A 21,150-nucleotide genomic window follows, 5' to 3' on the forward strand; every position below is an offset into this window, starting at 1 on the left:
TTACTTCGTATAATCCTTAAACATGTAAATCCATGCTAATCTTGAAAATCGAAGATTGAAAGAAGTCAGCAGGGTAATGACGACAGCGATAATCGGAATGATTCTTAAATCGAAGTTTTTTTCGAAGAAAAATTGTGCGATACAGTACGTTGCAATTCCCTGAGCGACTGTTAATCCATAGTTTACATACATAGCGCCAAAGAAATAACCAGGCTCTTTTTGAAACTTATAATTACAGTGACTGCAAAATTCGTTCATCTTTGGAAGGCCAAAAGTGAAAAAAATATTTTTATCTGTAAAAACCTTTCCTTTATGACAAATGGGACATTCGTTGCTTAAAATATGAGTTAATGCACTTGACATGATCTTGTTGTTTTTTATTTATACAAAGGTAATTCAGAACAGGATTAAAGTCTTTTTTATATCTTCGCTACTTATAGCACAATAAAGACATTTATTATGATATCGCCTACCTTAAACGAATTTGTAAACGAAAAACAGGATTAGGCGATCGCATATATGACCAGTAAAAAATAAATTCTACTTATATGAAAAAATACCCGGTTTATAGTGTTCAGAATTTTAGCTGTAATGATATTCATCGTGATTTTTATGTCAATACCTTCAAAGAGCATTTAAAAAGTCACAGTTTTGTAGAAGAACCACACCGGCATGATTCGTATTTGATGGTGTTTTTTACGAAAGGCTCGGGACAGCACGAAGTTGATTTTGATCAGTTTGAAATCAAAAAAGGAAGCCTGTTTGTGCTGCAGCCCGGACAAATGCATCATTGGAGTTTATCTGAAGATGTTGAGGGCTTTGTGATTATTTTTTCGCAGGAATTGTATAATTTATATTTCGGACAGAAAAAGATCAACGAATATAATTTTTACCATTCGATTCACAATCGGCCGGAAATGGTTTTTGAAGAAAAAGGAATTACTAAAATCCGTCCTTATTTTGACTTATTAATTCAGGAAAGTACTCAGGAGGGGCGATATCAACTGGATAAAATGTTGAATTTGCTGGATTGTATTCATATTGAAATAGCCCGCAAATACAACGAAACCTATTCGCATCAGGCGCATTCGTATAACATTAAAATTGACAAGTTTGAAATGCTTTTGGAGCACTATTTCAAACAAGAAAAATTACCGTCTTTTTATGCTGAAAAGTTAAGTATTACTTTAAAACATTTAAACCGTATCTGCAATGAAATTCTGCAAAAAACGGCCACAGAAGTGATTACGGACCGAGTGATTCTTGAAATTAAAAGAATGTTGATTGACAAACAATTAGCGGTTAACGAAGTAGCGTTTAAAGTAGGCTACGAAGATTATTCGTATTTCTCCAGATTCTTTAAAAAACAAACCGGACTATCGCCAACGGAATTTAGGAATAAGAAGTAAAAAAAGTGGGGCTTCGACTTCGCTCAGCCTGACATTTGATATCTTTAAAGTACAAATGTCAGGCTGAGCGAAGTCGAAGCCTCGTCCCTACAAACAAAGCCCTGCAGATGCAGGGCTTAATAACCAATCAATTAAATTCTGAGATATTGAATTAAGCTTGTTTTGCAAACTGTAATTCAATGTTCAAACGAACTTCTTCTCCAACCAGAACACCACCGGTTTCAAGAGCTGAGTTCCAGTTGAGTCCCCAATCTTTACGGTTTATTTTTCCTTCGATATTTAATCCGACTTTTGTGTTACCCCATGGATCAGTCATAGTTCCGCTAAACTCTACCGGAAAAGCCACTGATTTTGAGATGCCTTTGATGTTTAGATCTCCGGTTAATTCATAGCTCCCTTCATTTATTTTTTTGAAAGAAGAACCTTTGAAAGTTAGTTTTGGATGATTCTCAGCATCAAAGAAATCGCCACTTCTTAGGTGATTGTCTCTATCTGTATTTGCAGTGTCTATAGAAGTGATATCTCCTGAAAATTCGATTGCTGCATTCTCGAAGTTGTCTCCTTCTGTGTTGATTGTTGCATCGTAAGTTCCAAATTTACCTGAAACATTGGTAAACATCATATGTTTAACTTTAAAACCAATTTCTGAATGTGTTGGATCAATTGACCATTTTGTAGTTGCCATAATTTTATCTTTTAAATAATTAATTTCATTTTGATAGGACAAAGTTACGGTGGTAGTGAGCGTAAGGGACTTAACCTAGATTAAGAAATAAAAAATGCGATGACTTTTTGAGTATCGCATCTTTAATTGTTGCTTTGAGAATCCCTGGTTAGAAGGAGGCGTCTTAGTTTTTTGCTACGGATTAAAGGATTTTTATGGATTAGTATGTTTCAATTCAGAAAAAATCTTTTTAATCTAGGTAATCTGTGGAAAGAAAATCAGCTTTTGTCATTCATGTAAAAGCTCAATGCTCCTGAAGGACATTTGTGAATGGTTGAAATAATTTTTTCTGTTGTAGAGCGTTCAGGAATGATCCATGGTTTTTCTTTTGGGTGAAAAACATCGGGATTGTTTTTTACACAATTGGCAGAATGAATGCATTTTCCGGACTGCCATACAATGGTTACTTCTCCATTGCTATATTCTTTCGTAAGGTCATTTGGATTCATGATTGAAAATTTTAGCGGTTAATTTTAGTTTTAAATTCAGACCAATTTTCTATTAATAAATTTAATACTTCTTTTTGGTTTTTTTGTGATTTGAGAAAAAAAAGAAACGATAACATGCTGTTATCCAGTATGATTATCGTTTCTTTTGAAGTGTATGTGAGGTATCTTACAAATTAGTAATTCATAGGAACTTCCATCAGCAGGAATTCGGCCTCAGTGTTGGCTTTGATGTTTAAAGTTTCAAAATCAGAGATTCCCATAGCATCACGAGTGTTCAATTCCTGCCCGTTTATCGTTACATTTCCTTTTAAGATAAAAACGTAGACCCCGTTTCCTTCTTTTTTAGTTTATAGGTTGTAGCGATTCCGGAATCGAAATTTCCCATATGAAACCAAGCGTCCTGGTGGATCCAGACTCCTTCATCATCAGCATTTGGAGATAAAACCTGAGACAGTTTGTTGTGTCTGTCGGCAACATCTAAAGTGATTTGTTGGTAACGCGGAGTTACATTTCTTTGGTTAGGAAACAACCAGATTTGTAACAGCTTCGTTTGCTGATCGGCATTTGGATTGAATTCACTATGTTGGATTCCAGTTCCCGCACTCATCACCTGAATGTCACCATTTTTAATGATTTCGGTGTTCCCCATGCTGTCTTTGTGTGCTAAATCACCTTCTAACGGAATGGTAATGATTTCCATATTATCGTGAGGATGAGTTCCAAAACCCATTCCGCCCGCAATAGTATCGTCGTTCAGAACGCGAAGCGCTCCAAACTGAATTCTTTCCGGGTTGTACCAGCTCGCAAAGCTAAAACTGTGATAGGCATTAAGCCATCCGTGATTTGCATTTCCTCTTGTTGCTGCTTTGTGTATTACTATATTTTCCATGATGATAATTGTTTTGTTATTTTTTATAGTACAAATTTACGATCAACATGCCTGAAAAGCACTTAATGTAGATTAAGAAAAGGGGCTGAGGTTCTGAGTTGCTAAGCTTTTTAGATGCAAAGGCTCAGAGTTGCAAAGGTACAGAGGGTTTTGCGACGACTGAGATTGGCTTGATTTTCGTGTTTATGATCTGAATGTTCTAAGAATCAAATAGTTAAATAGTCTAAGGATTCAATAATCCAACAATCCAACGATCTAAGAAGTCTAACAATCTAAAAAAAGACTAGCTGTATTGTGAAATAAACTGCTGCACAACAGCATCTGTATTCTCGTGGCGTTTTTTCTTTTCCAATGCGATTGGAGGAGCGGCTCTTTCGAGGCAGTCTTTTACATCACAGGTTTCGCAGGTGACCCCTACAATTCGTTTGACAAGTGGTTTTCCTTCGATGAACTTGAATTTCTTTTTCATGGTTGGATTGATTAAAATACCAACCGAAATACTTCTTATGTTGTCTTTGATGAAAGGATCTTTTGTGGCTGATGAAAAAACCAGATATTCATTTCCGCTATGAACATAACTCGAAATCTGTGCGTCAAAAAAGTGTGGTTTGTTTTGTTTGATGGCCTCGTCTATGGTTTTTACCGAAACCCATCTCCTGCAATAATGCTCGTTGGTTTCGTTTGCATGTGGTTCTTGTTGATTGGTAATGTGTAATTCCTTTTTGATTTGGTAAAAATCAGAGCCAATTTTATGCGACATTCTTAAAAAGAATAAATTTTTCAGATGGAAATCTTTAGGGAGTAAATTGGTTAATCTTTGATAAAAAGATTCCGGTGAAACTTCAAAACTTTCGATCAGCGTTACAAATTCTTCCGGATTTGGCTTTTCGTTATTTAAAAAGTCATTGATTTTACCTACAATCAATTGTCTCGGTAATAATAAAGCACCTGCAAAGTATGAGGCATAGAAATTATGCAATACTTGGTCGAAGTTTTCGAACTTGATCCAACTGAAAGTCAGTAAACGATCCGATAAGTTCAGATAATTATAGGCGATTTCTTTGGCCAGAATAAAAGCCTTTTGCGGATCGTCGATTTCTGTTGAAAGTAAGAGGGTTTTGCTTTTTGGTACGTAGATGGAACGCAGATCTTCTAAGGCTTCCTGATCAGTGAAGGCAATTTCTTTGATGGTGTAGTCAAATTCCTCTTTAAGAATAGCTTCAAGTTCTTTAATAGTGATCTTAGAGTCTAAATTAATTTGAAAGGACTTAGAAAAAGCGATGACCTTCTCTTCTAAATCTTCAAAATAATTACTGTGAGCCTCCTGATACGAGCGTAAGGCAGCCAGGAAAAAACTCTCTCTGCTCAGATTGTAATGCTGGGCAATTTCGATAATGGTGCTGATAAACGCATTGACCTTGGCAGGGGCATTGGCAATAATATCAATTAAATCTGCCTCCTGGATGCCAAAAAGCTCCAGAGGAATCTCTTTTAAAATTCCTGATTTTAAGATTTCTCCAATCGGAGCGAGGTTGTTGTCCAGTTTTAAAGAAACCATTTGGTCGTAAGTAACATCCAAATGTTCGCATAAAAGCAAAATCTTATCTGTTTTTGGATATTTCTTTCCTTTTTCAATCTCGTTCAAATACGATTTTGAAAGATTGGTCAGTTTCGCCAAACCAAATAGAGAGAGGTTTTTCTGAGTACGAACTTGCTTGAGTTTTAGCCCAAAAATCAGCTTTATATAGTCTTTTTCGATATCCATAATATCAAATGTAAGTAATCTAAAAATAATCGCCAAAAAAGTTTTTTGTAAATTTAGCGAACGTTCGCTTGTTTTGTAAAAAACTTTTTTCTAATATTGTGGTGTAGAAAATATTAACGGTCAGATTGTTATAACAGAAAAGATCTTTTATTAGCAAAAAATGACGAATAATGAAGAACTAATCAAAAGCAACAGCGATGAAAAACCAATTAGAGATTACCGAGACGGCTATGGAGTTTTTGGCCGAAAAGAAGCTTTCTTATCCAAAGATCTGGACAGAAGAGGCAATTGTTTTTATAACCGAACTGCATCGAAAATTCGATTCGCAACGAAAATTATTGTTACTGCAACGCGAACAAAAACAAACCGCTTTTGATCAGGGAGTCATGCCGTCTTTTCCTTCAGAAACCAAAACCGTCAGAGAAAGTAATTGGGTGGCAGGAGAAATTCCAAAAGATTTACAGGATCGTAGAGTTGAGATTACGGGACCGGTTGATCGCAAAATGATTATCAATGCGTTGAACTCAGGAGCGAAAACTTTTATGGCGGATTTTGAAGACAGTACTTCTCCGACCTGGCAAAATTTAATGGACGGACAAGTGAATTTGATTGATGCGGTTAACAAGACGATCTCTTATACCGATTTGATTAAGCATAAATCGTATCACTTAAATGAAAAGATTGCGACATTGATCGTGCGCCCACGTGGATTGCATTTACCGGAGAAACATCTTTCGATTGATGGGAATGCGGTTTCAGGTTCTTTGGTAGACTTTGGTTTGTATGTTTTTCATAATCATAAGAGACTTTTAGAAAATAACTCAGGACCTTATTTCTATATTCCAAAATTAGAACATTATCTGGAAGCGAACTGGTGGAATACCGTAATCGATTTTACCGAAGATTATTTGAAGTTAGAAAGAGGGACGATAAAGGTTACTGTTTTGATTGAAACCATCACAGCAAGTTTTCAGCTGGACGAAATTATTTTTGAATTGAAGGAACATATTGTAGGATTGAATTGTGGGCGTTGGGATTATATTTTCTCTTACATTAAAAAATTCCGCAAGCATTCCAAGTTTATCGTTCCGGACCGTGATCAGGTTAATATGACTTCGCCTTTTATGAACGCTTACTCGAATTTGGTAATTCAAAGGTGTCATAAACGAGGTATTCATGCCATCGGAGGGATGGCCGCTCAAATTCCGATTAAAAATAATGAGGAGGCAAATGCAATTGCTTTCGCAAAGGTAAAAACCGATAAAGAACGTGAAGTAAAGAATGGTCACGATGGAACGTGGGTAGCGCATCCGGATTTGGTTGCTCTGGCTAAAAATGTTTTCGATGCCGGAATGCCAACTCCCAATCAAATTCATGTTAAAAAAGAATATCGTAAAATAACAGAAGCAGATTTGATAGAGCCGCCAATTGGAATTATAACAGAAAATGGGGTTCGTAAAAACATTAATGTTGGGGTTTTGTATTTGGCTTCATGGCTGAACGGACAAGGCGCCGCAGCCTTGCACAATCTGATGGAGGATGCTGCTACGGCCGAGATTTCAAGATCGCAATTGTGGCAGTGGCTTCAGAATAAGGTGACTTTGGATAACGGGCAAATACTGAATCTGGCGTATTATCATGAGTTGGCTTTAGATGAATTCAAAAAAATTAAAGACGAGCTGGGAGAGGAAAATTACGAAAATCGTCAATTCCCGTTAGCGGAAAAAGTTTTGGAAAGACTGGTTGTAAATCCCGATTTCGTTGATTTTTTAACCCTTCCATGTTACAAATATTTATAACAAACGTTGCGCTGATCATTAAAAATCTGCGTGAAAAATAAACCTTTTACAAGTCACAGTCAGAACTGTAAACTGCGACTGCAAACTATTTACTTACTAACCAACTTAACTTATATTTTTATGAAAACAACAGAAGACAGAATTCAGGAATTGATTAACGATTGGATCACAAACCCAAGATGGAAAGGTGTTGAACGTCCGTATACCGCTACTGAGGTGGTTACGCTTCAGGGCTCTTATCATATTGAGCATTCTATTGCTAAAATGGGGGCGGAGAAATTATGGAGAAAGTTAAAAAGTCAGGATTATGTTGCTGGTTTAGGTGCTTTAACAGGAAATCAGGCGATTCAGGAAGTCGATGCTGGTTTAGAAGCGATTTATTTGAGTGGCTGGCAAGTGGCTGCCGATGCAAATCTGGCAGGAGAAATGTATCCTGACCAATCGCTTTATCCGGTAAATAGCGTGCCGATGGTGGTAAAGAAAATTAATAGTGCCTTGTTGAGAGCTGATCAGATTCAGGTGGTAAACCAGGTTGAAGATAAAAAAGATTATTTGGTTCCGATTGTAGCCGATGCAGAAGCCGGTTTTGGCGGAAATTTAAACGCTTTCGAATTGATGAAATCGATGATTGAAGCGGGTGCTTCTGGTGTTCATTTTGAAGATCAGTTGAGTTCTGCTAAAAAATGCGGGCATTTGGGCGGGAAGGTTTTAGTACCTACTCAGGAAGCGATCAATAAACTGATTGCGGCTCGTTTGGCTGCTGATGTTATGGGAGTTTCGACATTAATTGTTGCCAGAACAGATGCTGATGCAGCTAATTTGCTAACCAGCGACGCAGATCCAAGAGATGCAAAATTTATTACCGGAGAAAAGACCAATGAAGGCTTTTTCTATGTAAACAGCGGAATCGATCAGGGAATTGCAAGAGGTTTGAGTTACGCTCCTTATGCTGATTTGATCTGGATGGAAACCAGTAATCCTGATTTGGTTTATGCCAAGAAGTTTGCAGACGCAATGAAAAAAGAGTTTCCGGGTAAAATGTTGGCCTATAATTGTTCTCCGTCTTTCAACTGGGCGGCAAAATTATCAGTAGCAGAAATGGAAACTTTCAGAGAAGATCTGGCGGCTATGGGGTATAAATTTCAGTTCATTACTTTGGCAGGATTCCATGCTTTAAATACCAGTATGTTCGAATTGTCTAAAGCGTATAAAGAACGCGGTATGGCAGGATATTCTGAATTGCAGGAAAGAGAATTTGCTTTGCAGCAAAACGGATTCAGAGCAGTAAAACATCAGGCTTTTGTAGGGACTTCTTATTTTGATGCGGTTCAAAATACAGTAACGATAGGAAGGTCTTCAACTACTGCAATGAAGCATTCAACAGAGGTTGAGCAGTTTTAATTCAAAAGAAAAACCAGTTCATATGAACTGGTTTTTTTTGCCACAGATTTCACAGATTAAAAGGTTTTTTTTCTGCCGTGAATTCCACGAATTTCCACAAATTAAATTTGCGAAAGAATTGAATTAAAATTCGTGGCAACATTTTTTTAATCATTCTAATCTGTGAAATTTGTGGCTATTTTTTTAAAAGCCGGGCTTTCATTTTACTGAAAAATTCAGGTGTGACGCCAATAAAAGAAGCAATTTGCTTTTGAGGTACTTTATGAACCAACGTGCCGTATTTAGCACAAAATTTTTCAAAGCGTTCTTCTGCCGTCAGACTTAAATTATCCATTAAGCGTTGTTGATTGGCGACCAGAGAATTTTCAATTAAAATTCTGAAAAAACGTTCTAATTTAGGAATATCGAGATACAATTGCTCCTGATTTTCTTTGGATAAAGAAACGACTTCCGCATCTTCTAAGACTTCTATAAAAAGTTCTCCCGGTTTCTGTGAAAAATAGCTGTACATGTCACTCATCCACCAGCCCTGACAAGCAAATGCCAGAACATGCTCGACAATATTATCATTGATATCGAAGCTTCTTAGAATTCCCGAATTTACAAAATACGAATGGGTACACACTTCACCGGCATTCAGTAAAATGGTTTTCGCCTTGTAAAAATGGGTTTCTGTTTTGGATAAAAAATGAGCCTGCTCTTCAGGCGTCAATGAAATGTGTTTGGCTATATTTTCAAGAATTAATGCCATTATTTTTCTTTTATCAGCGTGAAAGAGCTTGCTTTAAAGCGATCATTCTCTATTTTTCCAATAACTGAAGCTTTGCGAACGGCATTGCAAAAGCCATCTTCCGCATGTGCGTCACCGTGCTCGTCAATTGTTGTTCCGTCTACGAAATACGTTTTACCGTCAATACGAACGGCTAAATCACAGCTTTTGCCTTTCATTCCAAATTGACATTCGCCACAAGCGGTTTCTACAATTACAGGTTTTTCATTTGTTTTCTTATCCTGAGCCTGAGTTGAAATTCCGGCAAGCAGGAACAGTGCAAATAATGCGTTTTTCATTTTTTAAGAGTTTACGGTTATTAGTTTTGAAGTTGTTTTGGCACGTTCTGTAATTTCGTCGATTGGTGTTGTTAGGGTATCATGACTTAAAACAACTCCCATTCGACGGTAAGGTCTTGAAGTTGGCTTTCCGAAAATTCTAAAATCAGTTTTAGGTAAGGCAGCTACTTTTTCAATTCCGGTAAAAGTTGGATTTGTTGAGTCTTCTGAGGCCAGTATCACGGCACTTGCACCGGCTTTTTCAAGAGTGATTTCGAAGATGGGTAAGCTTAAAATAGCTCGCAAATGCAATTCGAATTCATTAAAATTTTGTGTTCCGGCAAGAGTTACCATTCCGGTATCGTGTGGGCGTGGGGATAGTTCTGAGAAATAAACACCCTCGTTGGTTAAGAAAAATTCAACACCAAAAAGGCCTGCGCCTCCCAGAGCTTCGGTAATTTTTTCGGCCATATCCTGCGCTTCATATAAATCTGCATCAGAAATTTTTGCAGGCTGCCAGCTCTCCTGATAATCCCCGCGTTCCTGACGGTGTCCAATTGGAGCGCAAAAAAGTGTTGGATTGTTATTTTGAGTAATGGTTAAAAGTGTAATCTCAGAATTGAAATCTATAAAAGCTTCCACGATAACTTCGATGACATCGCCACGTGAACCTGCAACGGCATATTGCCAGGCTTTTTCAATATCGTCTTCCGTTTTGATAGTAGATTGTCCTTTTCCGGAAGAAGACATTAAAGGTTTTACTACGCAGGGAATTCCAACTTCCTGAACGGCTTTTTGAAGTTCTTCTGCCGAAGTTGCATATTGGTATTTTGCGGTTTTTAATCCCAGTTCTTTCGAAGCGAGATCGCGAATCGCTTTTCGATTCATGGTAAAGTTGGCTGCTTTCGCAGATGGAACAACGGTAATGCCTTGTTTTTCGTAATCGTAAAAACGTTCTGTTCGGATAGCTTCTATTTCAGGAACGATAAAGTCGGGCTGGTGTTTGGCTACGATTCGGTCCAGTGCTTCGCCGTCGAGCATGTTGATGACTTCAAAGCTGTGTGCTACCTGCATGGCCGGAGCATTTTCGTAATTATCGACAGCAATTACAGTTTGTCCGATTCGTTGAGCGGCAATGACAAATTCTTTGCCCAGTTCACCCGAACCAAGGAGTAGTATTTTCATTTTGGATTAATTGTGTTGTTGGAGAAGTAAAAGTAGCGAAAAAAGAGTTTAACCACAAAGTTCGCAAAGAATTACGCAAAGAGCGCTAAGTTTTTGTCTTTTAGATAAAGTAACCGTGTAGTTTGTCATTTCGATCGAAGGAAGAAGTCACACTCGTAATTCGACAAAGATTGACGACAATTGGGATTGAGTTTCTTGTGTGATTTCTTTTTATGCCTAAATGATAAAACGGAGAAATAACGGGTGAATTTAACTACAAAATCCGCAAGGAATTACGATAAGAACGCAATTTTTTTGATGTTCAGTTAAAAGAAAAGGTTCGCAAAGATTAATTAATCTTTGCGAACCTTAGCGTATATCTTTGCACTCTTTGCGGTTAAAATTCTAATGAAAATGATCTTCTTCTATTTCGAATTCTGCATCTTTTTCCCAGATTTCCATTTCACAAGGTTTGCAGTTGAATTTTAGTTTGTATTCTAATTCGCCTTGTTTTAAAACCAGAGGTTCTTTTACCTTAACACCTGCTATATCTTTTTGGTGTATTGGACATTTCTTCAATTCGTATTTGATGCAATATTTAGTGGTCATCACACGAGATTTTCCCGGATCCCATTGTAGTTCGAATGCTTTTTCAATTTCGGTAACGCCATGACGCTCGTAGAATTTACGGGCCGTTTTGTTGGAAACATTGTACATGAAATCCAATTTAGTTTCCGGATAAGGATGTGATGTTTTAACTAACTGGTGTTCTTCACGTTTGTAATTGGCCAGACGAATTTCAGTCAGCTGATCGTAAACGGTTCTTCGCATTTCGTTGATTTTTGAAATAGGAAGGAACCAGTTTTGAGAAAACATGATATTAATTTCATCGGCGGTGTAAGGTGTGAAACCTGTTTTTGCCAATTGTGTTTTAATGTTCTCTTCGATCGATTCACCCGTTTTAGTTTGCTCTTTTGCATGTTCCAGAGTAACGGTGCTTACATTACCATCTTCATCCGTTGCGATTAGTTCAAAACCGTTTTCTGTTTCGGTAAGTAATAAAGTGGTGCTCAATTTACGAACGGCACTGTCTTCTCTTTCTACAATTTTAATGAAAGCGGCGTCATTATTTCTGTAAATAAAAGTTCCGTCTTTTACTTCTTTTAAAACGTTCGGGTAAATTTTCCCGTTTTCGGCTTTGTTTACATAGATTCCGTCAGCTTCATTGTTTTCATTGATGAAGCAAAGTCCGTCACCGTTGTTTAGTAATTCGCCATTTTCGATTTCGTAAGCGTTTCCAACCGTTCTGATTAATTTACCAATATATTGACCTTTTGATTTTGGGCTTTCCCAGGAACCAATGGAGCTGTGTCTTTCGTTTACGAAATAATCCGTATAACCACGATTGAAAGTTCTGCTTAAAGAAGAATCAAAAGTATAGGTACATGTTCCTGATGATGCTTTCATATACTTATCACTTCCTGCGCCTTCTAAATAGCTGTCTAGTTTTTGACGTAAATAGGAAACGTTGTTTTTAACGTAAACGACATCTTTTAAACGGCCTTCGATTTTGAAAGAAACGATTCCGGCTTCAATTAGATTCGGAATCTGATCTGAAATATCTAAATCTTTGATCGAAAGCAAGTGACTGTTTCTGATTAGGGTTTCTCCGTTTCCGTCGATTAAGTTGTAAGGTAAACGGCAGTTTTGTGCGCAAGAACCACGGTTGGCGCTGCGTTCTCCGTTGGCTACACTCATGTAACAGTTTCCGCTAAAGGATACACATAATGCACCGGTTACGAAAAATTCTAATTCAACATCAGCTTCGTCGTATATCGTTTTAATTTGATGCAGGTTCAATTCACGGGCTAAAACCACACGTTTGATTCCGGCATCTTTAAGAAATTTAATTTTATCAGCATCACGATTATTGGCTTGTGTACTGGCGTGAAGTACGATAGGAGGTAAGTCCATTTCCATGATTGCCATATCCTGAATAATCAGGGCATCAACACCAATGTCGTACAATTCCCAGATCATTGAACGGCAAGTTTCGAGTTCGTTGTCGTACAAAATGGTATTCATAACCACAAAAACCTGTGCATTAAACAGGTGTGCATATTGTACCAGTGCGGCTACATCTTCGATAGAATTGTTGGCGTTTGAACGTGCTCCAAATTGTGGTGCACCAATATAAACGGCATCGGCGCCACTGTTTATGGCTGCCATTCCTCCAATTAAATCTCTGGCAGGAGCTAATATTTCAATCTTCTTCTTCATTTTAAGTACTTTAGGCTTTTGTGGTATTCACGGAAAAAAGTTTGCAAAGTTCTTATAAATATTTCGAGTTTGCTAATGCTGAAGTGACTTTTTTTGAAATAGTTAGGTTATATGGAATGATGATAAATGAAGTTTTTATTTAGCGGGTTCGTAAATAAGTTGTATTACACCCGATTTAAAAATATTGGTGGTCAGTAACTTTAATTCTAATCTTTCCTTTAAGTCTTCAAATAGTGGTTTTCCGCTTCCCAGAGCTATTGGATGAACTGATATTCTATAGGTGTCAATAAGATTGAATTGAATAAAAGTTTTAATAAGGCTCGCTCCACCATATAACCAGATATCTTTTCCCGATTGTTTTTTGATTTCGTTTGCCTTAGTTGCGATGTCAGAATTGATAAAAGAGGCATTGTCGTCTTCTCTGTTTTGACTGGAAAAAACATATTTGTTTTTTGCATGTAGTGCTTTCCAAAATGACTTTTCAGCAGGACTTGCATTTTCATCGGGTTGATAATTTCCCCACATATCATAGCTCACTCTGCCATAAAAAATGGTGTCTATACTGGATAAGAATCCATCAAAATTCATATCATCATCCATGATGCACCAATCTGTTTCTCCGTTGGGACCTTCAATAAAACCATCTAAAGTTACAGCCAGATCTAAAATTATTTTTTTCATTTGGGAATGTTTTTCTGTTAAGAGTAACTGTAAAAATAATCTAAAAAATAATGCTCGTTAGAAAAAAGGATACTATAAAATTTGAACAACTACTGTTTTTTGTTTTGTAACCTAAAGTGGAGTGATATCGTCAAAAGAAGAATCAACCCTTAATTAGATTATCAGATGAGAGTAATTTTTAGAATTTTTATTGTCTCCTTTCTATTTTTTCATTCTTTTGTTTTTGCTCAGAATTTAGAAACAAAAATAGACGGTTTGTTAACGGCTAAATTTAAACCTGAAAATCCCGGGGCTGTTTTTCTGGCGGTTAAAAAAGGAAAAGTAGTGTATCGAAAAGCTTTTGGAATGGCCAATTTAGAAATGAATGTTCAAATGAAACCCGAGTCTGTTTTTGAAATCGGGTCGATGACCAAGCAATTTACGGCTGTTGCTGTTTTGATGTTGGCAGAGCAGGGGAAGCTTAAACTTGATGACGAAATCACGAAATTTATTCCCGATTACCCAACGAACGGTAATGTAATAACAGTTCATCATTTGCTAACACATACTTCCGGAATTAAAGATTTTACCGGTATGAAAGCTATAAAAGATATAGCCCGACGAGATTTGTCGCCAAAAGAATTAGTTGATTTCTTTAAGAGTGAACCGGTTGATTTTAAACCCGGGGAACAGTATAAGTATTGCAATTCCGGCTATGTTCTTTTGGGATATATCATTGAAATTGTGTCAGGTCAGACGTATGAAGAATTTGTAACGCAACATATTTTTAAGAAAATAGGGATGGAAAATACCTATTACGCGAGCCATGATAAAATGATTAAAAACAGGGCTTCCGGTTATCGGGACAGGAATGGTTTTAGTAATGCCAATTATATCAGTTTCTCTATTCCGTATGCTTCGGGATCGATTATGTCAAACGTCGATGATTTATGGAAGTGGCAAAATGCAGTAAAGAGTAATGCCTTATTGAGCCCTGCTTTCACAGTAAAAGCTTTTACGAATTATCAGTTGAACAACAAAACGAATATAGATTACGGCTACGGCTGGCATTTAGAAAAAGTAAAAAATAAAATGGTGTATGAGCATGGTGGAAGCATTTTTGGATTTAAATCGATGGGGATTTACGAACCGACAGAACAGGTTTATGTAGTAGGATTGAGTAATTGCGATTGCAATTCGCCGACTGCAATTACAAAAGAGATCGCTTCGCTTTTAATCGACTAGATAAAAAAAAAGGGTGTTTTCGGAAAGAAAACACCCTTTTGGTTATTGTTTGTATGGCATTATGCAGTCAAAGCTTCTTTGATTCTGCGCAAAGCTTCTTTTAAAATATCGTCGCTTGTAGCATAAGAGAAACGGATACAATTTGGGTTTCCAAAAGCATCACCTGTTACCGTTGCTACATTAGCCTCAGCCAATAAATACATAGAAACATCGTTTGCATCTTTAATTTCGGTTCCTCTTAATGTTTTTCCGAAGAAAGAAGATACATCAGGGAAAACGTAGAAAGCTCCTTCCGGAACGTTGATTTTTACACCTGGAATTTCTTTAAGCAATCCAACAACTAAATCTCTACGAGTATGGAAAGCCTGAACCATGTGGTTTAATACACTTGGATCGGCTTCTACAGCTGTAATTGTGGCACGTTGTGCTACAGAATTTGCACCAGAAGTTACTTGTCCCTGGATTTTTACGCAGGCTTTTGCAATGAATTCAGGAGCTCCGATATAACCAATTCTGTATCCTGTCATAGCAAATGCTTTTGCAACTCCGTTTACAGTGATCGTTTTTTCTAACATTCCAGGAATTGATCCGATGCTGCAGAAAGTCCCTGAGAAATTGATGTGCTCATAAATTTCGTCTGAAACTACATAAATATTTGGATGTTTTTCCAACACTTTTGCAAGCGCTGTTAATTCTTCTCTGCTGTATACTGATCCGGATGGGTTGCAAGGAGAAGAGAACCACATCATTTTTGTTTTTGGTGTGATGGCAGCTTCTAATTGCTCAGGCGTCATTTTGAAATCAGTATCTACAGAAGTAGGAACTTCAACCGGAACTCCGCCTGAAAGTTTTACGATTTCAAAGTAAGAAACCCAGTAAGGTGCCGGTAAAATAACTTCGTCACCATCGTTTAACATTACTTGGGCAATATTGTATAAAGATTGTTTTGCACCTGTAGAAACCACAATTTGAGATGGTTTGTATTCTAATGCATTGTCTCTTTTGAATTTTTTGCAGATTGCTTCTCTCAATTCTAAATAACCTTCTACCGGAGAATAAGTACTGTAGTTTTCGTCTACTGCTTTTTTAACTGCTTCTTTAATGAAATCCGGCGTATTGAAATCCGGTTCTCCTAAACTTAAACTGATAATGTCTTTTCCCTGTGCTTTTAATTCGCGTGCTAAAGCAGCCATTGCTAAAGTTTGTGATGTCGCTAAGTTGTTGATTCTGTCTGAAAGAATATGATTCATTATAAAATTTTTGAATGTCTTTAATTTCAACTTTAATTAAAGACGGTTAATGATTAATAGTTTCTTATTTTATGCTAGCTCGGGTTTTATTCCAAGATCTCTTAAGTGTCTGTAATGTGCTAATACAGCTCCTCTCATCGTTTTGAATTCATGATAAGGCAAGTTGCATTCGATGGCCGTTTGTTTTACGATTTCGGCAATTTTTCCGTAGTGAATATGACTGATATTTGGAAAAATGTGATGCTCGATCTGGTGGTTTAATCCTCCGGTAAACCAGTTGACAACTTTGTTTTTTGGAGCAAAATTAGCGGTGGTGTACAACTGATGAATGGCCCAGGTGTTTTCTATTTCTCCGTCTTCATTCGGAACAGGATTTGAAGTTTCTTCTACTACGTGTGCCAATTGAAAAACGATACTTAAAATTAATCCGGCTGTGTAATGCATTACGAAAAACCCGATCACGACTTTCCACCATATTACCCCCAAAATCATTGGTAAAGCGATCCAGATTAAAATATAAATTATTTTTGTGATCACAAGAACGGTCCATAATTTGGTCGGACTTTGCGGCGCTCCGTAAGATAATTTTCTTTTAATATAGTCTTTCATTTGCTTGAAATCGGTTGTTAAGGCCCAATTGAAAGTCAATAGTCCATATAAGAAAAAAGAATAGTAATGTTGAAATTTATGAAAACGACGCCATTCTGCGTTTTGTGTAAAGCGGATAATTCTTCCGGCATCCAGATCTTCATCATGACCGTGAATGTTTGTATACGTATGGTGAAGTACGTTATGCTGAACCTGCCAGTTGTGAACATTTCCGGCTAGGACATAAATACTTCCTCCCATGATTTTATTGATCCATGATTTAGAAGAGTACGAGCCGTGATTTCCATCGTGCATGACATTCATACCAATTCCGGCCATACCAACTCCCATAAGGATATTTAGGAGCAATTGTGCCCAGAAAGGCATGTTAAGCGTTAATATTAAAAAATAGGGCGTTAAAAAAACGGCGAAAAGAATAATGGCTTTTAAATGCAGCTTCCAGTTTCCTGTTTTCTGAATATTGTTCTCTTTGAAGTAATTGTTTACTCGTGAGTTAAGCGTTCTGAAGAACTTCAGATTGTCTTGCTTCGCAAATGTAGGCGCAGTGTTATTCATAATTATTTTAAATAGGTTTCAAAGGTAATTATTATAAATTTTCAATTTGCAAAATTGAGTTAAATATTTCAATCGTAAAGTACTACTTTTGTTAAAAAAATTAGAGCAATGGATGAGATATTGAAATATTTTCCGGATTTGACTGAACTTCAAATCCAGCAATTTCAAAAGTTAGACTTTTTATACCACGACTGGAATGAAAAAATCAATGTTATTTCAAGAAAAGATATTGATGCCTTATATACAAAACACATTTTGCACTCGCTTGGAATTGCTAAAATTATGAAGTTTGAACCAGGGGCAACAGTTTTGGATGTAGGTACCGGAGGTGGTTTTCCCGGAATTCCGTTGGCCATTCTTTTTCCTGAAACCCGTTTTTATCTGATTGATGTCATAGCAAAAAAAATTAAGGTGGTTCAGGGAGTTGTAGACGCATTAGAATTGAAAAATGTTAAAGCAGAACAAAAGCGTGCTGAATTGGTAAAAGGTGATTTTGATTTTATTGTAAGTCGTGCCGTAACCAATATGCCAGATTTTGTTTCGTGGGTAAAAGGTAAAATAAAGAAGCAGCATAAACACACTTTGAAAAACGGAATTCTATATTTAAAAGGAGGAGACTTAACAGAAGAATTGGCAGCTTTTCCAAAAGCTACTTTATATGATTTGTCGACTATTTTTGAAGATGAATTCTTTGAAACTAAAAAAGTGGTTCATTTGCCTTTAAAGTTCACTGTTTAGAAGCTATAAAAGAACCCAATAATGTTTGTCTGTTTTCAGAGCATTATTGGGTTTTGTATTTAAAATAGTATTAGTACATCATAATTAGGAAACTTTTTGTGATAGTTGAAGAAACGGATTGCTTTTTTGATCTGAATTTTGGATGTATTTATTCACCGCTTTTTCTGATGCCATAATGGTATATCGAAATTTAGGATTAAAGAAAAAATCGCGGCAAATTATAGATTCGTTATGAGAATCGTATACCTTTTCATCCGTTCCATCAAGATCTTCATTTGCATATGGACACGGATACAAATAAGTTAATTGTATAATGGTATTGTTGAACCAATTGTCAAAAACGTTTTTCTTAGGCGTTATATGACGGGCAAGCAGTACCAGTCCTAAAATTTCATTTTGTAAAAAGTAAGATCCTTTTCTATATCTTACATCGATCATTCTCACGGTCATATGTGCTACCCATAATGGACCGTTTATAGGGCCTGAAGCCGGGATGTCAAAATTAGTGTCAAATAATAAAGGACTTGATAACTCCGGATCTTTAATTGAGCACCAAAGTGCTTCGATGCGTTTTTCGGTATCAGTGATACTTGTATTATGGCCTATAAAACGCCAGTAGATCCACTCCAGTAAAGCAGCACTAAGTCCTACCGTTGCTTTATGATTAATATTTAACAATGTAGTTTCGAGTTCTTTGTATTCATCCAGAGGATCTAAGAACTTTTCCATCTTCTTCTTATTCCATTTGAAATCAATTGGATGCCCAATATGTTTTGATTTTAGAATAATCTGCGGAGCATTTTTCAAGCTTTTCATAAGTCAATTGTTGATTTTTTTAGTTGATTCCTTTGTTAAAACTGGATTGTATAGTAATTGTTTATGAAGTTTATTTCTCGGTTTTTTGTGGTTAAGATTTATGTTTTTTCTTGAGGTTATACTGCAAATTTATGTTGGGTTTTTCTTTTTTAATGTAACGTCAGGACATATAAATAACATGATAAGACAAAGCTTTAATTTATAATTGTTCTAAATAAACATGAAAGAAAAAACATATGTTTTTTGTTGATCGCTGGTTTGTTTTGTAAGTAAAAACATGTTTACTCATTTTTTTTATGAAATTAAAAAAAACAGATAAAAGCCTGGTCTGATTTAAGATCCGGTTTTTATCTGTTTTATGTGTTAATTTAGGAAAGAACGTCATTTGTCTACAGTTATCTTTCGCTTATGTACTTTTATTTGCTCAATCTCTGTTAGTGGAATATCTTTACTACAGCATAACAATTTTTGGCTCGAGAATAATGGTAAAATTATCTGCATATTGGAAAATTCAGTTCATTGGATGGATGGCAACCTCTTTGTATTGGGGAGTTTCGGCTTTTTTTGGCAGTAGTTTTATGTGGACAATTGGCATAGCTGATTTTGTATTAGATGTATTTATTGGTATTTCATTAACGCATCTTTACAGAAATTTTGCTTTGAAAAGAGGTTGGAATAAGTTCAGTCTGAAAAAATTGGTTCCAAGAATGGTGTTGAGTGTTCTTATACTTTCTGTATTGTACATGCTTTTGATTGTGGGGAAACTTTACCTTGTGCGACTATTTATTTTAAAAAGCACATCAATTTCATTCATTTCGTTTTTACAATCCACGCAGTTGCAGGTTTTTATTACTGGTACCAGACTAATGTCTATTTGGGTGCTGGCTTATCATTTGTATCATTATTCAAGATTAGAGATTGAAACCGTAAAAGAAAATGCGAGATTGTCTATTATATTAAAAGAAGCACAATTGAATAATCTGAGTACACAGCTTAATCCGCATTTCTTTTTTAATTCACTGAACAGTATTAAATTTTTGGTGTTAGAAGATCCGCATTCGGCACGACGGGCGATTGACCTTTTATCTGATTTGCTTCGGAATTCTTTAAATAATAATATAGGAAATTTAGTAGCCTTAAGCGATGAAATCAGTCTGGTTAGGGATTATTTGGAGTTGGAAAAAATACGATTTGAAGAACGTCTACAGGTACAAATTGAAGTAGATAGCAATCTGTCTGATCATTTAGTTTTACCTTTAAGTATTCAGACACTGGTGGAGAATGCCATAAAACATGGAATTGAAAAAAGAAAAGAAGGAGGAGCTGTTACCGTAAAGGTAGAGCAGTTGGACAGTTTTATAAACATCAGTGTTCAAAATTCGGGGAAGCTTAATAAAAAGATTAAAGATTTTTCAGGTATTGGATTGACTAATCTGAAAGAGAGATTGCTGTTGCAATACAAAGGAAGAGCTTCTTTTGAAATTAAAGAAATGGAGAGCGAAATCGTTTTGGCAGCTATTTTATTCCCATCAGAATGAGAAAGATAAAAGTTATAATAGTAGACGATGAACGTTTGTCCAGAGAAGAACTAAAAAGGGCACTAAAACCGCATGAAGATTTTGTTCTTGTAGGAGAAGCAGGAAATGCTGATGAAGCCAAAAGTCTGATTGAAGCCAAAATGCCGGATCTGATCTTTTTAGACATTCAGATGCCTGAAAAATCCGGTTTCGATTTACTGGAATCTCTCGATAATGCACCGGCAGTACTTTTTACAACGGCTTATAATGAATATGCTGTGCGGGCTTTCGAAGTAAATGCTTTAGATTATTTAATGAAACCGATAAGGGAAGAACGTTTTGCAAAAGCAATTGAAAAAATAAGAAATACTTTATCCGGAAAGTATTCTTTGGGAGATGTTGCAGTAAAAGACCGTAAGATTTTCATTAAAGATGGAGAGAAAAGATTCTTTATTCAGCTGGATGAAATTTATCTGATCGAATCTCTTGAAAATTACACCAGACTTTTTTTTCAGGATAAAAAAGCTCTTCAGAGACGTTCCCTCCGCCAATGGGAAGAAATGCTGGATGTGAATGTTTTTTTTAGAATAAACAGAACCGAAATTATAAACCTTAATCACATTCGGGAAGTTAACAGAACCGTTAGTGGCAAACTGGAAGTAAAGTTAAAAACGGGAGAACTCTTAGAAGTTTCAAACCGTCAGGCCGTGAAGTTTAAAAATCTCAATGGGATTTAATTAAAAAAAGAAAAACTCATTCTTTTTAAATCGCTATAGCAAAAGAAGAGGTAATACAAATGAAGCCGTTTTTAGAGGTACTGAAAACAGCGGGAC

General features: G+C 36.4%; 19 protein-coding genes and 1 pseudogene. 7 read left to right on the forward strand and 13 right to left on the reverse strand.

Annotated features, from left to right (window positions below; all coding sequences use genetic code 11):
• On the reverse strand, positions 1–363 hold the full coding sequence (locus M4I44_RS08620) for a hypothetical protein (protein WP_017497770.1): 363 nt from the start codon (positions 361–363) through the stop codon (positions 1–3).
• A gap of 185 nt (positions 364–548) precedes the next feature.
• On the opposite strand from M4I44_RS08620, the gene M4I44_RS08625 reads away from it, so the two are divergent.
• On the forward strand, positions 549–1,409 hold the full coding sequence (locus M4I44_RS08625; protein ID WP_017497771.1) for a helix-turn-helix domain-containing protein: 861 nt from the start codon (positions 549–551) through the stop codon (positions 1,407–1,409).
• A gap of 151 nt (positions 1,410–1,560) precedes the next feature.
• Here M4I44_RS08625 and M4I44_RS08630 read toward each other — a convergent pair whose 3' ends face one another.
• From M4I44_RS08630 to M4I44_RS08645, 4 genes and pseudogenes are all read right to left on the reverse strand, one after another.
• Complete coding sequence (locus M4I44_RS08630; RefSeq protein ID WP_249967052.1) at positions 1,561–2,094, reverse strand: YceI family protein; 534 nt, start codon at positions 2,092–2,094, stop codon at positions 1,561–1,563.
• Between the two features lie 257 nt (positions 2,095–2,351).
• Positions 2,352–2,582 (reverse strand): (4Fe-4S)-binding protein, encoded by a 231-nt coding sequence (locus tag M4I44_RS08635; RefSeq protein ID WP_070908673.1) that lies wholly within the window; start codon positions 2,580–2,582, stop codon positions 2,352–2,354.
• Positions 2,583–2,755: 173 nt separating this feature from the next.
• Positions 2,756–3,471 (reverse strand): annotated as a pseudogene (locus M4I44_RS08640) (pirin family protein).
• Positions 3,472–3,754: 283 nt separating this feature from the next.
• Positions 3,755–5,236: a helix-turn-helix domain-containing protein gene (locus M4I44_RS08645; RefSeq protein WP_249967053.1), complete on the reverse strand. Its 1,482-nt coding sequence runs from the start codon at positions 5,234–5,236 to the stop codon at positions 3,755–3,757.
• 197 nt (positions 5,237–5,433) lie between these two features.
• Between M4I44_RS08645 and aceB the strand changes: the two genes are divergently transcribed.
• Together aceB and aceA are read left to right on the forward strand one after the other, a co-directional pair.
• On the forward strand, positions 5,434–7,035 hold the full coding sequence (gene aceB / locus M4I44_RS08650; protein WP_249967054.1) for a malate synthase A: 1,602 nt from the start codon (positions 5,434–5,436) through the stop codon (positions 7,033–7,035).
• 120 nt (positions 7,036–7,155) lie between these two features.
• On the forward strand, positions 7,156–8,436 hold the full coding sequence (aceA, locus tag M4I44_RS08655) for an isocitrate lyase (RefSeq protein ID WP_017497777.1): 1,281 nt from the start codon (positions 7,156–7,158) through the stop codon (positions 8,434–8,436).
• A gap of 175 nt (positions 8,437–8,611) precedes the next feature.
• Here aceA and M4I44_RS08660 read toward each other — a convergent pair whose 3' ends face one another.
• The 5 genes from M4I44_RS08660 to M4I44_RS08680 all read right to left on the reverse strand — a co-directional run bounded on the left by M4I44_RS08660 (position 8,612) and on the right by M4I44_RS08680 (position 13,608).
• Positions 8,612–9,187, reverse strand: coding sequence for a Crp/Fnr family transcriptional regulator (locus M4I44_RS08660; protein ID WP_249967055.1), 576 nt, complete (start codon positions 9,185–9,187; stop codon positions 8,612–8,614).
• On the reverse strand, positions 9,187–9,504 hold the full coding sequence (locus M4I44_RS08665) for a DUF6370 family protein (RefSeq protein WP_070908676.1): 318 nt from the start codon (positions 9,502–9,504) through the stop codon (positions 9,187–9,189). The genes M4I44_RS08660 and M4I44_RS08665 overlap by 1 nt, the downstream gene beginning before the upstream one ends.
• Before the next feature lie 3 nt (positions 9,505–9,507).
• The gene (purT, locus tag M4I44_RS08670; RefSeq protein WP_249967056.1) at positions 9,508–10,668 is read right to left on the reverse strand and encodes a formate-dependent phosphoribosylglycinamide formyltransferase; all 1,161 of its coding nucleotides are present in this window, start codon (positions 10,666–10,668) and stop codon (positions 9,508–9,510) included.
• A 384-nt stretch (positions 10,669–11,052) separates the two neighbouring features.
• Complete coding sequence (locus tag M4I44_RS08675; RefSeq protein ID WP_249967057.1) at positions 11,053–12,927, reverse strand: U32 family peptidase; 1,875 nt, start codon at positions 12,925–12,927, stop codon at positions 11,053–11,055.
• A 135-nt stretch (positions 12,928–13,062) separates the two neighbouring features.
• On the reverse strand, positions 13,063–13,608 hold the full coding sequence (locus M4I44_RS08680) for a dihydrofolate reductase family protein (protein WP_249967058.1): 546 nt from the start codon (positions 13,606–13,608) through the stop codon (positions 13,063–13,065).
• A 165-nt stretch (positions 13,609–13,773) separates the two neighbouring features.
• On the opposite strand from M4I44_RS08680, the gene M4I44_RS08685 reads away from it, so the two are divergent.
• Entirely contained in the window at positions 13,774–14,832 is a 1,059-nt protein-coding gene (locus M4I44_RS08685; RefSeq protein ID WP_249967059.1) for a serine hydrolase, read from the forward strand.
• A 59-nt stretch (positions 14,833–14,891) separates the two neighbouring features.
• Here M4I44_RS08685 and M4I44_RS08690 read toward each other — a convergent pair whose 3' ends face one another.
• A complete protein-coding gene (locus tag M4I44_RS08690; protein WP_017497784.1) occupies positions 14,892–16,082 on the reverse strand; it encodes a pyridoxal phosphate-dependent aminotransferase in 1,191 nt (396 codons plus the stop codon).
• Positions 16,083–16,151: 69 nt separating this feature from the next.
• A complete protein-coding gene (locus M4I44_RS08695) occupies positions 16,152–17,246 on the reverse strand; it encodes an acyl-CoA desaturase (protein ID WP_017497785.1) in 1,095 nt (364 codons plus the stop codon).
• A 108-nt stretch (positions 17,247–17,354) separates the two neighbouring features.
• Here M4I44_RS08695 and rsmG point away from each other — a divergent pair, with 108 nt between their 5' ends.
• Positions 17,355–17,984 carry a 16S rRNA (guanine(527)-N(7))-methyltransferase RsmG gene (gene rsmG / locus M4I44_RS08700; RefSeq protein WP_017497786.1) on the forward strand — a complete coding sequence of 210 codons (630 nt, stop codon included), beginning with the start codon at positions 17,355–17,357 and terminating at the stop codon, positions 17,982–17,984.
• 84 nt (positions 17,985–18,068) lie between these two features.
• On the opposite strand, the gene M4I44_RS08705 is transcribed toward rsmG, so the two are convergent.
• Positions 18,069–18,800 carry a hypothetical protein gene (locus M4I44_RS08705; protein WP_249967060.1) on the reverse strand — a complete coding sequence of 244 codons (732 nt, stop codon included), beginning with the start codon at positions 18,798–18,800 and terminating at the stop codon, positions 18,069–18,071.
• A gap of 482 nt (positions 18,801–19,282) precedes the next feature.
• On the opposite strand from M4I44_RS08705, the gene M4I44_RS08710 reads away from it, so the two are divergent.
• Both M4I44_RS08710 and M4I44_RS08715 read left to right on the forward strand, forming a co-directional pair.
• The gene (locus tag M4I44_RS08710; RefSeq protein ID WP_249967061.1) at positions 19,283–20,338 is read left to right on the forward strand and encodes a sensor histidine kinase; all 1,056 of its coding nucleotides are present in this window, start codon (positions 19,283–19,285) and stop codon (positions 20,336–20,338) included.
• The gene (locus M4I44_RS08715; protein ID WP_249967062.1) at positions 20,335–21,054 is read left to right on the forward strand and encodes a LytTR family DNA-binding domain-containing protein; all 720 of its coding nucleotides are present in this window, start codon (positions 20,335–20,337) and stop codon (positions 21,052–21,054) included. The genes M4I44_RS08710 and M4I44_RS08715 overlap by 4 nt, the downstream gene beginning before the upstream one ends.
• The last annotated feature ends 96 nt before the right edge of the window (positions 21,055–21,150 follow it).

It is taken from the genome of Flavobacterium sp. B183 (assembly GCF_023539155.1).
GTDB classification, from domain to species: domain Bacteria; phylum Bacteroidota; class Bacteroidia; order Flavobacteriales; family Flavobacteriaceae; genus Flavobacterium; species Flavobacterium tructae.